We start from the raw sequence: 15,305 nt of genomic DNA, 5'->3' as shown, positions 1-15,305 counted from the left end.
GTGGACGCTCCGTGGTCGGCGCAGACATCCTGCTCGATACCCTTGGAGAGAACCTGGCCAGGCAAAAGGTCACGCCGGGCAGCGTGATGGTTCTCGTCGATTCACAGGGCCATGTACTGGCTTACGAGGAGGCCTCGCGGATGGTGCTGGCCTCGCCGGCCAGCGATGGCAAACCGTCGCTGGCAAGAATCGACGAATTGGGCGTGCCGGCACTGGTACCGCTCCTGCCCGTCGTCAGGAAGATGCAGGACGAGGAAGCGCAGATCCTTGGCGTCACGGTCAGCGGCAACACGTGGAGAGTCTCGGTTAACCGCCTCCTGCTCGAAGGGGTGCCGCCGCTCTACCTCGTCACCGCCATTCCCGAAAGCGAGCTGATGGCCGGTGCCCTGCGAGTGATACAGCATTCGGCATCGGCCACCTTGCTCGTTCTGCTGCTGACGATTCCGCTCACCTGGCTGCTTGCGCAGAGCATTTCGCGTTCGTTGCGCCGTCTGGCCAGCGAAGCCGAGGCGATCCGCCATTTCGAATTTTCCCGGCCGATTGCCCTGGAGTCTTCGATCAAGGAAGTCACCGAGCTGGTGTTGACCATGGACGGGATGAAGAGAACCATCCACCGCTTTCTGGACATCAGCGAGACTGTTGCCGCCGAGCAGAACTTCGACCGACTGCTGCCGCGCCTGCTCTCCGATACGCTCTCGGCATCCGGGGCACGGGCTGGCGTGCTTTACCTGGCCGAGGACGGTCAGCTCAATCCGGCCGCGGCACTCGACGATACCGGTTCGGCACTGGCTGGCGAATTGCCTTCGCTAGACGTAGCGCGCGCCGGCCCGCTACTCGGCGCTGCCCTGACCGACGGCGTCGCTCGTGCCAACCGGCTGCAGCCCGAAGATATTGCCTGCCTGGGGCCGGCGACTGCAAACCTGGCCGAGGCGAGCCACGCCATTGCCGTCCCGCTCTGCAACCGCAAGAGCGAACTGGTCGGCGCGATGATCCTGCTCTGCGATACGGCAACGGATAGCAGCCGCCTGAGCTTCGTCAAAGCCCTTTCCGGTACGGCAGCGGTGTCGCTCGAAAGCAAGGCATTGATCAAGGCTCAGAAGGATTTGTTCGAAGCCTTCATCCAGTTGCTGGCCACGGCGATTGATGCCAAGAGTCCATATACCGGCGGTCACTGCGCACGCGTTCCGGAACTGACCAAGATGCTCGCCCGCGCGGCGTGCGCTGCCAGCAGCGGTCCCTATCAGGATTTCCAGTTGACCGAGGATGACTGGGAAGCGTTACATGTGGCCGCCTGGCTGCATGACTGCGGCAAGGTGACGACGCCCGAATACGTGGTGGACAAGGCCACCAAGCTCGAAGCCATTCATGACCGCATCCACGAAATACGGATGCGCTTTGAAGTGCTCAAACGTGACGCGGAAATCAGCGGCCTGCAGGCCATTGTCGCAGGTACGGACGCAGAATCGGTACACCGCCGCGTCGCCGCCGAGCTGCAGCGGCTCGACGACGATTTTGCCTTCGTTGCCAGTTGCAACGAAGGGGGTGAATTCATGGCTCCGGAAAGCATCGATCGCCTGCGCTCGATCGCCACACGGACCTGGCTGCGCACGCTCGATGACCGCATCGGCATTTCCCGGGAAGAGAAACTGCGCAAGGCGCGCACCCCTTGCCCGAAACTGCCCGTTGTCGAAGCACTGCTCGCCGACAAGCCGGAGCACGTTTTTGCAAGGCGGCCGCAGGATCGCATGCCGGAGAACAACCGTTGGGGATTTCGCATGCCGGTTCCGGCGCTGCTGTACAACCGAGGCGAACTCTACAACCTCTCTGTCGCGCGCGGCACCTTGTCGGCAGAGGAGCGCTACAAGATCAACGAGCATATCGTGCAGACGCTGGTCATGCTTTCGCAACTGCCTTTCCCGAGGCACCTCCGGCAAGTGCCGGAAATCGCCGGAGCTCACCACGAGAAAATGGATGGCAGCGGCTACCCGCGGCAACTCAGGCGCGAGCAAATGAGCCCGCTGGCGAGGATGATGGCCATCGCCGACATTTTCGAAGCATTGACGGCGGTAGACCGGCCCTACAAGAAGGGCAAGACGCTGTCGGAAGCGCTGGCCATCATGTCCCGGATGCAACAGGAGCAGCACATCGATCCGGATTTGTTCGCACTCTTCCTGCGCGCCGGCGTCCATCTCGACTATGCCCGAGAATTCATGCAGCCGGAGCAGGTCGACGCGATAGACGTCGAGCGCTTGCTCGCCACGACGCTTCGCCCGCCACCCGCAGTCTGACTCGGCACTCGATCCGCTCTGGTGCAGCTCCCTCCCTCCCGGATCAGCGAGCGCGACCGGGTGTGACATCGTCGACCGCAGCATTCGCCACAGACTGTCAGAATTTTTTACCGCTACGGTGAACCACTCCCGGCAGCGCAAAGAATCTGCCGCCCAAGTGGCTATTTAATTAGCGGTGTTTATATAAAGACATAGTCTTTGCTTATGTCGTGCTGGCTAGGCTGAGCCTTCTCGTTTGCTCTGGTCGGTGGCCCGGAAAGCTTCGGCAACCCCTCCGTAGAGCTCCCTTATTATACTGCCATCGTATTGATGAGAATACTATTTATGCTTGCCTGCGAGGGGTTTCTGGGCGCCGGATTGGGGCTCTCGGCGCGGGCTTCGAGGGGCAGGGAGCGCACCCATGTGAGATAAAACGTGCCATTGGTCACATAGGAGTCCATTAATTCAACTTATTGTAGCCACATGCACACCCTAATCTTTCTGGACTCCCTTTATCCCCTTCCTCCCATGAATACGAAAATCTGTGTCAAGTGCAAGCAAGAAAAATCCGTCCTGGAATTTCACAAAAACTCACGAAGTTCGGATGGCCTGCATTCCTATTGCAAGGAGTGCAACAAGGCTCAGGCGATCGCGCACATCCGGGCTGAAAAGGCCAGAAAAGCGCTGCTGCGTGCTGCCAGGAAGGCCGCCAGCAATGTGGAGTGATCCGGCGCGCCGAGTGGCTGCGGTTTGGCTTCGCGTCAGACCAGAGTTCAGTGGCCAAGTCCCCAGTACTGCGGATCACCAAAAGTCGTCTTGAGCTGATCGATGAACAACCGAACCCGCAATGGCAAATGCCGGCGTTGCGGAAATACGGCGTAGATACCGACGCTGGGAGCCGCATGCTCGTCGAGCAGGGAAACGAGCCGGCCACTCTGCAAATCATCACCCACTTCCCACATCGATCGCCAGGCCAATCCCTTTCCGGCCAGTGCCCAGGCGTGTAACACCGCACCATCGTTGCACTCGAAAGTGCCCGATACCTTGTGGTTAGCCACCTCCCCTTCCACGTTCTGGCGCAGCACCCAGCCACGCTGTTGGCCAAGCGACAGACAGTTGTGTGCGGTCAGTTCGGCCGGCGTACGGGGTGCCCCGTGTTCCGCCAGGTAGGCCGGGCTGGCGACGACGACGCGGCGCATTTCACCAAGTTTGCTGCTCGCCAGGCTCGAATCGGCCATTTCGCCGATGCGTACCGCACAGTCGACGCCCTCATTGAGCAGATCGACAATCCGATCGGTGAGATCGAGCCGCACGCTGACCTGTGGATTGGCCTGCATGAAAACGGCCACCTGAGGCGCCACATGCCGGCGCCCAAAACCGGCCGGCGCCGACACCTTGAGGTGACCGCTGGCACGAATGCCGCCGAGTGAAACTGCCGCTTCGGCATTCGCCAGGTCGTTGAGGATGCGCTGACAGTCTTCGAGGAAAGCCTGCCCTTCGAAGGTCAGCGACAGCTTTCGCGTCGTGCGCAGCAGCAGCTTGACGCCAAGGCGCGCCTCCAGAGCATCGAGCCGGCGCCCGATCACTGCCGGCGTGATCCCTTCAAGTTGTGCTGCTGCCGAGAGACTGCCACGTGTCGCTGCGTTAACGAAGGCCTCGATTTGCTTGATATGATCCATCTCGCCGATTCGATACCAGAAGTAAAAGATAATTTGATTCTAATCGCTCTTATCTTTCATTGCAGCATCCAATAGAATCGCTGCATTGCTTATCACCCATCGAAAGGAGTCATCGTATGAGTCTCGATCTGCCCGCCGGCATGCAAATCAACGCACCGATCCAACCCGGTTACGAAACCATTCTCACCCCCGAGGCGCTGGCTCTGGTCACCAAACTGCACCGCTCTTTCGAGGGTCGCCGCCAGGAACTGCTGCAGGCACGCGTTGCTCGCCAGGAACGGATCGACGCTGGCGAGATGCCCGACTTTCTGCCGGAAACCCAATCCATCCGCGACGGCGACTGGAAAATTGCACCGCTGCCGAAGGCGCTCGAGCGCCGCCGCACCGAAATCACCGGCCCGGTCGAAGCCAAGATGATCATCAACGCCTACAACTCGGGCGCCGATTCGTACATGAGCGACTTCGAGGACTCGAACAGTCCGAAGTGGGACAACCAGATCCAGGGCCAGGTCAACCTCTACAAAGCCATTCGGCGCCAGTTGTCGTTCACCAACGAAGCCGGCAAGGAATATGCACTCAACGACACCATCGCCACTCTGCAGATTCGTCCGCGCGGCTGGCACCTCGACGAAAAACACGTCACCGTCGATGGTCAGCGCGTTTCCGGCGGCATCTTCGACTTCGGACTCGTCTTTTTTCACAACGCCAGAGAGCAGATCGCGCGTGGCGCTGGCCCCTTCTTCTATCTGCCAAAGATGGAATCGCATCTCGAAGCGCGCCTGTGGAACGACATCTTCATCCTGGCGCAGGAGCACATCGGCCTGCCGCGCGGCACCATCAAGGCCACCGTGCTGGTCGAGACCATCCTTGCCACCTTCGAGATGGAGGAAATCCTCTACGAACTGCGCGAGCACTCTGCCGGCCTCAACGCCGGACGCTGGGACTACATTTTCTCGTGCATCAAAAAGTTCAAGAAGAACCCGGACTTCTGCCTCGCCAATCGTGGAGCAATCACCATGGAGGTTCCCTTCATGCGCAGCTACGCGCTGCAACTGGTCAAGATCTGCCACAAGCGAGGCGCGCCGGCGATGGGCGGCATGAGTGCACTGATTCCGATCAAGAACGATCCGGTGGCCAACGAAAAGGCGCTGGCAGGCATCCGTCACGACAAGACCCGCGACGCCAATGACGGCTTCGATGGCGGTTGGGTGGCCCACCCAGGGTTGGTGGCGATCGCTGCCGAGGAGTTTCAGAAGGTGCTCGGCGACCGCCCGAACCAGTGGGAAAAGCAGCGCGACGAGACCTTCACCGCGGCGGATTTCCTCAACTTCCAGCCTTCACAACCCATCACCGAAGCCGGTGTGCGCAACAACATCAACGTCGGCATTCACTACCTCGGCAGCTGGCTCGCCGGCAACGGCTGCGTGCCGATCCACAACCTGATGGAAGACGCCGCCACGGCCGAGATCTCGCGTTCGCAGGTCTGGCAATGGGTGGTTTCGCCCAAAGGCGTCCTCGATGACGGCCGCAAGGTCACCGCCGAGATGGTGCGTGGCATGATCGCCGAAGAACTGCTCAAGGTGAAAGCCACGGTCAGCGCTCAGGGAGAAGATACTGCCACCTACGATCAGGCAGCAGTCATTTTCGACAAGATGTCGCTGACACCGGAATACCCGGAGTTCCTGACCCTGCCGCTGTACGAAGCAATGGAATAGACCCTCAGGACGAGGCTCCCAGGGCGCGCGCGCGCAAGGCTCTGAGTTCACGGCTGGCCGGATCCGGCGATGTGCGGGTCGGCCAGCCCTGCAGGTGACTGGCGGCCAGGTCGGCGAGTGCGTGAATCCAGTCGTCACGCTCGTTGAGGCAGGAAAGATAGTGAAATTCCCTGCCGCCGGCCCGCATGAATTCGCGCTTGCCTTCGATGGCGATTTCTTCGAGCGTTTCCAGACAATCTGCCGGGAAGCCCGGGCAGATCACATCGACCCGCTGCACGCCCTGTGTTGCCAGTGCCTGGAGTGTTGCCGCGGTATACGGCTGCAGCCATTCGGCACGGCCGAAACGCGACTGAAAACAGACCTGGTATTGTTCCTGGCCGAGACCCAGTGCCTCGGCAAGCAGACGGCCGGTCTTGTGGCACTCGCAGTGGTAGGGGTCGCCCTTGTCCAGCGTGTAGCGCGGCAAGCCATGAAAGCTCATGACCAGGCGATACGATCGGTCCGGCCGGGCATGGCTGAACCAGTGCTCGCGAACACTCGCTGCCAGCGCAGCAATGTAGCCGGGGTGATCAGCGAAACTCCTGACCATGCGTACTTCCGGCTGATTGCGCACGCGCTGCAGCCAGGCGCCAAGCGCATCGAAGGTGCTGGCCGTCGTGCTTGCCGAATACTGTGGATAGAGTGGCAGCAACAATATGCGCGTGCAGCCCTCGGCCTTGAGACGCGAGAGTGTTGCCGGAATCGACGGCTCACCATAACGCATGGCGAAGTCGACGAGCACCCGATGCCCGGCCTGCCCAAGAAAGCCACGCAGCAACTTGGCCTGTCGTTCGACATGCACGCGCAGTGGCGAGCCTTCGGCAGTCCACACCGCCGCATACTTTTCCGCCGACCGGCGCGGTCGAATGTTGAGAATGATGCCGTTGAGAATCAGCCACCAGGCGGCGCGCGGGATCTCGACGACGCGCGGGTCGGAGAGAAACTCCTTGAGGTAGCGGCGCACCGCCGCAGCCGTCGGCGCTGCCGGTGTCCCCAGGTTGATCAGCAGGACGGCGCTGCCTGCGGAGTTATCGTGGCGGTAGGCCGGCTCCGGAAGATAAGGTGGCATCAGTATCTGGCCTGATAGGTCAGCGCCGAAGAGAGCAGTCGGGCGGTAATTTCGACGATCGGAATGACCCGCTCGTAGGCCATGCGGGTTGGGCCGATGACGCCCACCGAGCCGACCACTTCGCCGTCCACGGCATAAGGGGCGGTGACCACGCTGCACTCATCCAGAGGGGCCAGTCCCGATTCGCCGCCAATGAAGATTTGCACGCCGTCGGCACGCTTCGAGAGCTCGAGCAACTGCATCAGCGAGGTCCGCTGCTCGAAGAGGTCGAACAATTCGCGCAACCGCTTCATGTTCGACGAGAACTCCTCGACTTCGAGCAGATTGCGCTCGCCGGAAATGACATAGCGGCTGTCCGGCCCACGCATCACCTCGTCGCCGGCCGTCAGCGCCGCGGCCATCAGCGTCTGCAGATCCCCGCGCAGTTTCTGCAGATCTTCCTGGAGACGGCGACTGATGTGCTCGAAATCCTGGCCGGCAAAATGCTGATTGAGATAGTTGGTCGCGGTCACCAGTTCGGATGGTGTATAGGATCGCCCAGGGAAGAGCAGGCGATTCTGCACGTCGCCGTCGGAAGTGACCAGGATCAGCAGAATGCGCTTATCTGACAGACTGATGAACTCTATCTGACGGATCTTCGGCGTCCGACGGCGCGGCGCCAGGACGATGCCTGCAAAATGGGTCAGCCCGGACAACAAGTGCGAAGCCTTGCTGATCAATTGTGTGGGCTGCGAGGGGAGAAGCTGTCCCTCGATGGCGTCGAGTTTGTCCTTTTCGAGGGGTTTGACGGTCAGCAGGCTATCGACAAAAAAGCGGTAGCCGCGTGACGTGGGCACGCGTCCGGCGGAAGTGTGCGGACTGGCAATCAGACCAATCTCTTCCAGGTCGGCCATCACATTGCGCACTGTGGCTGCAGACAGGTCCAGGCACGAGTACCTGGACAGGGCGCGCGAGCCGACCGGCTGCCCTTCGGCAATATAGCGTTCGATCAGGGTCTTGAGGAGTGTTTTGGCACGGTCGTCTAGCATGGGTCCGATTCTACAAAAAATCCTTCACTCACGGGGTGCCGCGGCAGCAGCCTGAATTGTGGTTTAATTCGCCCATGAACAACGCCTTTCCTCAAGCTTCGGCTGATTGTGTGCAGCCACCCCGGACGATCGCGCTGGTCGGAAAGTACCACAGTCCGGAGATTGCCGAGTCGATTCGCTTGCTGGCCAAATACCTGCACGAACGCGGCATGACCGTACTGATCGAGGAAGAGACCGCCTGCAACGTCATCTCGCATCTGGAACTCGGGAGTTGGGCGAGCGGCAATTTCACGTGGCTCGGTGCCCATGCCGACATCGCCATAGTCGTCGGTGGCGACGGTACCATGCTCAATGCCGCACGCCAACTGGCCCGTTATCGGGTGCCCCTGGTCGGCGTAAACCAGGGGCGTCTCGGCTTCATGACCGACATTGCACGTAGCGACATGCTGACCTGCATGGACGACCTCCTGGACGGCAAGTTCGTTCCGGAAACACGCATGCTGCTCGATGCCGAGGTCGTGCGTGGCGAGCGCAGTGTCGTTTCCAACCTGGCGTTGAACGATGTGGTGGTGGACAAGGGCGCGATTGGTCGGATGATCGAATTCGAGCTGTTCATCGACGGCGAGTTCATTTACCACCTGCGCTCGGACGGCCTGATCGTCGCCACCTCCACCGGCTCGACGGCCTACGCACTCTCGGCCAATGGCCCGATCCTGCATCCGCAGGTTTCCGCCATCGCCCTGGTTCCGCTCTGCCCACACGCACTGACCAACCGGCCAATCCTGGTGGGTGACCGGAACGAAATCGAGATCCGGATCGTGCACGCCACCGATTCGCGTGCCCACTTCGATGGCCAGGTGACGGTTGATCTCCGGAACGAGGATTCCGTACGTATTCGTCGCTCCGAATATTCGATCTGTCTGCTGCATCCGCCGGGTTACAGCTACTTTGCCATGCTCCGTCAAAAGCTGCACTGGAGCGAGCGGCCCAAGGAACATTAGTCCATTGCCGTGACGACCAGATTGACGACCTACATATGCTCTGTCGTTTGACAATTCGCGACTTCGTGCTGGTCGACCGGCTGGAACTCGAGTTCCAGCAAGGATTTGGCGCGCTGACCGGAGAAACCGGCGCCGGCAAGTCGATTCTCGTTGACGCCCTGGCATTCGCGCTGGGTGAGCGCGCCGATACGGGCCTCATTCGCGCCGGGTGCGAGCGCGCGGAGGTAAATGCCGAGTTCGACCTCGCGGCTTCGCCGGCAGCTGCCGCCTGGCTACAGGAGCATGATCTGGATACGCAGGGTGTCTTGCTGCTGCGTCGCGTGCTGGATGCCAACGGTCGTTCGCGTGCCTATCTGAATGGTTCGCCGGTCACCGTACAACAGTTGCGGGAGGTGGCCGAATCGCTGGTCGACATTCACGGCCAGCATGCGCATCAGTCTCTGTTACGCAGCGAAGCGCAGCGCGCATTGCTCGATTCGCATGCCCGGCTCGAGCCCTTGCTGGCGGAAGTGGCTGCCGCCTGGCGCAACTGGCGCGCAGCCAAAGCACTGTTCGATCACGCCAGCAGCGGCATCGAGGCCTTGGCGGTCGAACGCGAGCAACTCGACTGGCAAGTTCGCGAACTGCAAACACTCGGCTTCTCGACCGAAGAATGGCTGCTGCTGAACGAAGAGCACAAGCGCTTGGGCCACGCAGCCAGCCTGGTCGAAGGAGCACAGTTCTCCTTGCAGGTCTTGACCGAGGGAGACGCAGCTTGTGAGGCCCAGGTGGCTGCCGTAGCCAATCGCCTGGATGGGCTTTCGGAGTACGATCCGGCGCTTTCCGAAGTCGCCGTCCTGCTGCAATCGGTGCAAGCTGAACTCAGCGAAGCGATCTCCGCCCTGCATCGTTACACCAACCGTGTCGAGCTGGATCCACAGCGTCTGGTGGAAGTCGAACAGCGCATCGAAGCGGTTCTCGGATGTGCGCGCAAATTCCGCTGTGCTCCCGATGACTTGCCAGGGCTGCTGGCGCGCTGGCAGGAGCGATTGAGCGTCCTCGGGGAAGCTGCCGATCTTGCAAGCCTCGCGGCGCGCGCCGCTGCCGCCCGCGCGCAATATGAACAGCTTGCACAGCGCTTATCCGGCAAACGCGCCAGCGCAGCCGAGGCGCTCGGCCGCGAGGTCAGCCAGGTCATGCAGCAGTTGGCGCTTGCTGGGGGCCGCTTCGAGCTTGGTTTGCTGCCGGTCGAAGGGGGTAATGCCAGCGGGCTTGAACAGGTCGAGTTTCGTATCGCCGGTCTGGCCGGTAGTGAACCGCGGCCGCTGGCCAAGGTGGCTTCAGGAGGCGAACTCTCGCGTATCAGCCTCGCCATCCAGGTGGTGACCAGTCAGGCAGCAAGTGTACCGACCCTGATCTTCGACGAGGTCGATGTCGGAATCGGCGGTGGGGTTGCCGAAGTGGTCGGCCGTTTGTTGCGCGAGTTGGGAGGCGAACGACAGGTCCTCTGTGTGACGCACCTGCCACAGGTTGCCGCACGCGCCAACTGGCAATGGCAGGTCAGCAAGAAGAGCCGTGCAGGGGAGGTTCGCAGCCAGGTTGCCACTCTCGAGGGAGATGCACGGGTCGAGGAAATCGCCCGCATGCTCGGCGGCATCGACATTACGGCGATCACTCGTCGACATGCCAGGGAAATGCTGAGGCGATCGTGAGCAGCAGTGAAACTGCTGTCCGTCCGTCAGGGGCGGCCGCAGCAAGCGGATGCATCGGTCACTTTCAGCAATCTGCCGCAACCCCCTGGTCTTCGTGAATCGAAGCTTCAGGCAGGCTTCTTGAGCTTGCTCTTGGCAGCCTTCTTGAGCGTCTTGAAGAGTTCCGGGTCTTCCGCCTTGACGTATTCGAGAACCTCGAAGTCTTCACGTTTGAGGCGCTGAATGTCGATCTGCTCGACATGCACGAGCCGCAGTAACTCACGCACCGGCTTGGGCATGTTGCGGCCGCTTTCATAGCGCGAACCGCCGCTCTGCGTCACGCCGATCTTGGACCAGAACTGCTGCTGATTCAAACCAAGCCTGCGACGAATTTCGCGAGGATCGACCCGCTCAACAACTTTGACGGTGCTCATGACTGTCCTTTCTTCAATTACGCCAAGTGAACCAGCAGAAATTCGACTTCCTGCCAACCTTCACACAATATGACTTTGGTAATACACGACGCACTATAAGCGATTCGCCAAGAATTGCAAGTGGCATTTCAATAGAACATACGCCTAATGATGATCGGCATATCGGAGGCTCCAGCCTTTTGCTGCAATGACAAGACTTGCATTAGAATGCCGGTTTTTGTGTTTTTCAACTGGATTTGGGATGGCACTGATCGTTCAGAAGTTCGGCGGCACGTCGGTTGCATCGACGGATCGCATCAAGAACGTCGCGAGGCGAGTCGCTCGCTGGCGGGCACAAGGGCACGACATTATCCTGGTTCCCTCGGCCATGGCCGGAGAGACCAACCGGCTGATCGGACTGGCCAGAGAAATTTCGCCTACACCGGATCCGCGCGAACTCGACGTGATCGCATCAACCGGCGAACAGGTGACCATCGGCTTGCTGGCCATGGCCATGCATGCCGAAGGGCTCAAGGCAAAGAGCTTTACCGGTTTCCAGGTCGGGGTATTGACCGACAGCACCTTCACCAAGGCGCGAATTCTGAAAATCGACCAGCACCGGATTCGCAAGTCGCTGGCCGACGGACACGTCGTCGTCGTGGCTGGCTTTCAGGGTGCCGATGAGGACGGCAACATCACCACTCTCGGCCGGGGAGGATCGGATACCTCAGCCGTAGCGCTGGCTGCAGCGATGAAAGCGGACGAGTGCCAAATCTACACCGACGTCGACGGCGTCTACACCACCGACCCGCGCGTCGTGCCCGAAGCGCGCAAACTCGACACCATCACCTTCGAAGAAATGCTGGAAATGGCCAGCCTGGGGTCCAAGGTGCTCCAGATCCGCTCGGTCGAGTTTGCCGGCAAGTACAAAGTCAAACTCCGTGTTCTTTCCAGCTTCGAGGAAGAAGGGGAGGGTACGCTGATCACTGTTGAGGAAAAAGGGAATATGGAACAACCGATCATCTCCGGGATTGCTTTCAATCGCGATGAAGCCAAACTGACCGTACAGGGCGTTCCGGATCGCCCTGGCATCGCTTACCAGATCCTCGGGCCAATCGCCGATGCGAACATCGACGTCGACATGATCATTCAGAACATCGGCCGTGACGGCACCACCGACTTTTCCTTCACTGTCAACCGTACGGACTACAGCAAGGCACTCTCCGTTCTGGAAACCGTCAAGGAAAAAATCGGCGCACGCGACATCTCCGGTGACAATACCACCTGCAAGGTCTCCGCTGTCGGCGTCGGCATGCGCTCCCATCCGGGCGTCGCGAGCAAGATGTTCGGCGCGCTGGCCAAGGAAAATATCAATCTGCAGATGATCTCGACATCCGAAATCAAGATCTCGGTGGTCATCGAAGAAAGATACCTAGAACTTGCGGTACGCATCCTGCACAAGGCTTTCGGCCTGGAAAAACCTCCGAAGTCGAAGTTGAGTTTGACCGGCCGTGGGGAAACCGATATTATCACGCCTTCCTAGGAGACGTGGCCGAGAGGTCGAAGGCACTCCCCTGCTAAGGGAGCATGCGGGCATAAACCTGCATCAAGGGTTCAAATCCCTTCGTCTCCGCCAGGACACCAGACGCAAACTGTCTGAGGCTTTTACGAACACCCTGCTGAGCGCCATGTTCTGCGGGGTTTTTCGTTTAAACCTCCTGACTTCGAAAATTTAGTACGGTTTTTTCAAGTGGTTGTTTTGAAGTGACTTTTCGATGGGCTTGGGCGGGTTTCGCGTTGGCGCGTGCTTTGGTTTCGTGATGTACGCCATCGCGAAATGTCTGGTTGGTGAGAGGTTGCACTCGGCCTGGAGGAGACGATCGAGGCCGCTCAGGCGCTCCGGTATATCGTCGTGGGGCGGTCTGCGTGGTGCCCGCCCATCGTTCGCCCCTTCCGCTGGTCGATGAGGGCGCGCGGGACGCGCCGTTCGATCAGGAAAGCACGGTGACTGGCAAAAAGAGCCACTTGGATTGCCGCCACCCCGCAAAGGTATTACAATTCGCTCATGTGTAATACACCGGAGATTTGCCATGTCGACGACACTCACCAGCAAAGGACAAGTCACTATCCCCAAGCAGATTCGCGATGCCCTCAATCTGGCACCGGGCTGCACTGTGGACTTCGCCGTCAATCGCGATGGCGATGTGGTGATCCACAAGGTTGGCGCCTGTTCGAGCCGTCAGCCCGACCGTTTCGATGTAGCTCGGGGCAAGGCTGACGTAAAGTGGCGAACCGACGACTTGATGGCTCTGCTGCGCGGCGAGGGCTGATGCTGTTGGTCGACACCAACGTGCTGGTCGACGTTCTGGAGGACGATCCAGAATGGGCCGACTGGTCGACTCATCAATTGCGTGCCCAGTCGAAGATTCATCGGCTGGCAATCAACCCGATCATCTACTCCGAACTTTCGCTGACCTTCTCGACGGTGGAAGCCCTGGATCAAGCCCTCGATGACCTCGGCCTAGTCATGATTGAGACACCGCGCCCAGCACTGTTTCTCGCCGGCAAAGCGTTTGTACGTTATCGGCGACAAGGGGGCACCAAGATCAATGTCCTTGGCGATTTCTTTATCGGGGCGCACGCGGCTGTGTCGGGCTATCCCGTTCTGACCAGGGACACACGACGCTACGCCTCGTACTTTCCCAGCGTAATATTGATCGCACCGGAGGTGCCCGTGTAAGAGCACGGGGTGGCCCGAGTACAACCGGGGCGGCCTGGATCTGTTTCCGGGCGTGCCAGAAGGAAAGAATTGCGGGTCGAACGCCTCTGGTGCACAAACCACGCTAAAGCCTGATCGATTTAACAGCACTTGGCGGAAAAACATCTAAGCGGTTGTGAAGAAGTCTTCCGACATTTCAACAGCTAATCCATGAGGAAATGCCGTCTCGGAATGTCGGAGAACTTACCCAAGACCGCTTATGGTGGCTTTTCCAAGACAACCCACAGGTTGCCGTTGAAGTCCTCGTGAATGACACGCTGGTCTCTCTCAATGACGATGGGAAGTGGTTGGATACTACACTGGAAACGCGAGTAGCGTACCAGCGCCTCAGATCTGCAAATGCCGATCTGCTTGGTACCGCGATGTATAGTCGCTTAAGGAAACCAGGCGAACGCAGGCGAGTAATTGTTCTAGCGCTGAAGTTGGGTCGGTCACGGCGTTGGTGCATAATTCGCCATGAAAAATTAACATAAAAACAGCATGTTAGAAAAAGCAACTTTCGGAAAATATGCCAGGAACGTCAAATTTTGTCATAAATTGACGCCTCCATCGCTTTAAGCTATTGATTTTTAAAGAGAGTATTTATGCACCAACGCCGTCGGTCACACCTTATCTATTTGCTTTCCAGGGGGTCTTATGGAATTTGGTGATAAGGACATGGCAGAGGTCTACCTTAACTCAGGCTCATCGACTCTTGAGGAGGCGGCGAGGCAGTGTTTGCGGGGTTTTTCGTTTAAACCTCCTGACCTCGCCTACCCCCACAAATGTCATTTCTGACGAATTCTGGCGTCTTAAGGGGCGTTTTTTCTCGAAACCTCCTGACTTCGGAAATTTAGTACGGTTTTTTCAAGTTAGTTGTTTTTTGCTTGAGTTTTTTGAGTGGTCTTTGGCGGGTTTCGCGATGGCGTATGCTTTGGTTTTGTGAGCTACGCCAACACAAACCATGTGGTTTTTGACAAGAGGGACAGACGAACATCTATGATGTTATTGTGGTAACTCGCTGTGTCAGAACTCCTTTTCTATGCCTACTCGCCACAACGTTAAGAGCTTGGATGCCATCCTTCACCGTTCCGATACCCTGGACGAGGCGATCATCAGCCTTCTCGATCCTGAGAAGTATGAGACATACGATGCGTCTGAGCGGATATCCGCCAGCTTTCTCGCGTGCACTGTTTCTCTGGAGCACGCCCGAGGTCTAAGGGCACTCCTCTACGAAGGACTGCCTACGCCAGCCATTAGTTCTACATTAACAGATTCTAATGGCATTTTTGGGTGCTGGCGGCTGCCTTCGGTAGGCGCTGTCGCGGGCGCTTTGTCGCCGTGCATGACGCTCGGCGATGATTCGCACGAGGTCTTCGCGACCGTGAATCTTCACCGGGAGCTGCGCCACGAGCATGTCGACGACATCGGCACAGGACAGTAACTCGGCGTAGGGTGAGTGTTGCCGCCGCTCCTTGACGAGAAAGAGTAGTGCAACGCAGACGAGCGCCATGTGGTTGTACCAAGCCCGCCACTTGCGTACCTGGTAGTCGGCCATCCCACAGCAACCTTTCGCATTCTCGAAGGCGCGCTCGATGAAGTGGCGCTGTGCCTGCATGCGTGCCAGCTCGCGAAGTGGCGTGTCGGGCGCGCGTTGGAGAGCATG

The 15,305-nt window shown here is 59.2% G+C and carries 11 protein-coding genes, 1 tRNA gene and 1 pseudogene; 8 read left to right on the top strand and 5 right to left on the bottom strand.

The features are described 5' to 3' along the window. Positions 1-11 precede the first annotated feature (11 nt). Positions 12-2,288, top strand: a complete 2,277-nt coding sequence (locus E4Q08_RS25570; RefSeq protein ID WP_308240034.1) for an HD-GYP domain-containing protein — start codon at positions 12-14, stop codon at positions 2,286-2,288. Positions 2,289-3,040: 752 nt separating this feature from the next. On the opposite strand, the gene E4Q08_RS01975 is transcribed toward E4Q08_RS25570, so the two are convergent. Next, the gene (locus E4Q08_RS01975; protein ID WP_169069151.1) at positions 3,041-3,946 is read right to left on the bottom strand and encodes a LysR family transcriptional regulator; all 906 of its coding nucleotides are present in this window, start codon (positions 3,944-3,946) and stop codon (positions 3,041-3,043) included. Between the two features lie 116 nt (positions 3,947-4,062). Between E4Q08_RS01975 and aceB the strand changes: the two genes are divergently transcribed. Beyond that, positions 4,063-5,661: a malate synthase A gene (gene aceB, locus E4Q08_RS01970; RefSeq protein ID WP_169069150.1), complete on the top strand. Its 1,599-nt coding sequence runs from the start codon at positions 4,063-4,065 to the stop codon at positions 5,659-5,661. A gap of 4 nt (positions 5,662-5,665) precedes the next feature. Here the strand turns inward: aceB and hemH are convergent, their stop codons facing one another. Both hemH and hrcA read right to left on the bottom strand, forming a co-directional pair. After that, a complete protein-coding gene (gene hemH, locus E4Q08_RS01965; RefSeq protein ID WP_169069149.1) occupies positions 5,666-6,769 on the bottom strand; it encodes a ferrochelatase in 1,104 nt (367 codons plus the stop codon). Next, positions 6,769-7,797: a heat-inducible transcriptional repressor HrcA gene (hrcA, locus tag E4Q08_RS01960; RefSeq protein ID WP_169069148.1), complete on the bottom strand. Its 1,029-nt coding sequence runs from the start codon at positions 7,795-7,797 to the stop codon at positions 6,769-6,771. Before hrcA ends, hemH begins: the two co-directional genes overlap by 1 nt. A 74-nt stretch (positions 7,798-7,871) precedes the next feature. On the opposite strand from hrcA, the gene E4Q08_RS01955 reads away from it, so the two are divergent. Then, on the top strand, positions 7,872-8,798 hold the full coding sequence (locus E4Q08_RS01955; RefSeq protein ID WP_169069147.1) for an NAD kinase: 927 nt from the start codon (positions 7,872-7,874) through the stop codon (positions 8,796-8,798). A gap of 35 nt (positions 8,799-8,833) precedes the next feature. After that, positions 8,834-10,489, top strand: coding sequence for a DNA repair protein RecN (gene recN, locus E4Q08_RS01950; RefSeq protein ID WP_169069146.1), 1,656 nt, complete (start codon positions 8,834-8,836; stop codon positions 10,487-10,489). 107 nt (positions 10,490-10,596) lie between these two features. On the opposite strand, the gene E4Q08_RS01945 is transcribed toward recN, so the two are convergent. After that, a complete protein-coding gene (locus tag E4Q08_RS01945) occupies positions 10,597-10,902 on the bottom strand; it encodes a helix-turn-helix domain-containing protein (RefSeq protein WP_169069145.1) in 306 nt (101 codons plus the stop codon). A gap of 241 nt (positions 10,903-11,143) precedes the next feature. Here E4Q08_RS01945 and E4Q08_RS01940 point away from each other — a divergent pair, with 241 nt between their 5' ends. From E4Q08_RS01940 to E4Q08_RS01925, 4 genes are all read left to right on the top strand, one after another. Continuing rightward, positions 11,144-12,424, top strand: a complete 1,281-nt coding sequence (locus E4Q08_RS01940; RefSeq protein ID WP_169069144.1) for an aspartate kinase — start codon at positions 11,144-11,146, stop codon at positions 12,422-12,424. Then, positions 12,424-12,517 (top strand) — tRNA-Ser (locus tag E4Q08_RS01935). Before E4Q08_RS01940 ends, E4Q08_RS01935 begins: the two co-directional genes overlap by 1 nt. 454 nt (positions 12,518-12,971) lie before the next feature. Continuing rightward, complete coding sequence (locus tag E4Q08_RS01930; protein ID WP_169069143.1) at positions 12,972-13,211, top strand: AbrB/MazE/SpoVT family DNA-binding domain-containing protein; 240 nt, start codon at positions 12,972-12,974, stop codon at positions 13,209-13,211. Beyond that, the gene (locus E4Q08_RS01925) at positions 13,211-13,621 is read left to right on the top strand and encodes a type II toxin-antitoxin system VapC family toxin (RefSeq protein ID WP_169069142.1); all 411 of its coding nucleotides are present in this window, start codon (positions 13,211-13,213) and stop codon (positions 13,619-13,621) included. The genes E4Q08_RS01930 and E4Q08_RS01925 overlap by 1 nt, the downstream gene beginning before the upstream one ends. Positions 13,622-14,906: 1,285 nt before the next feature. Here E4Q08_RS01925 and E4Q08_RS01920 read toward each other — a convergent pair. Continuing rightward, positions 14,907-15,305, bottom strand: a pseudogene (locus tag E4Q08_RS01920) (IS701 family transposase); the annotation flags it as partial.

Origin of the sequence: Candidatus Accumulibacter contiguus, assembly GCF_012940005.1 — a bacterium.
GTDB lineage: Bacteria > Pseudomonadota > Gammaproteobacteria > Burkholderiales > Rhodocyclaceae > Accumulibacter > Accumulibacter contiguus.
The sequence above is the reverse complement of the archived record's forward strand: the minus strand, read 5'-3'. Positions and strand labels throughout refer to the sequence as shown.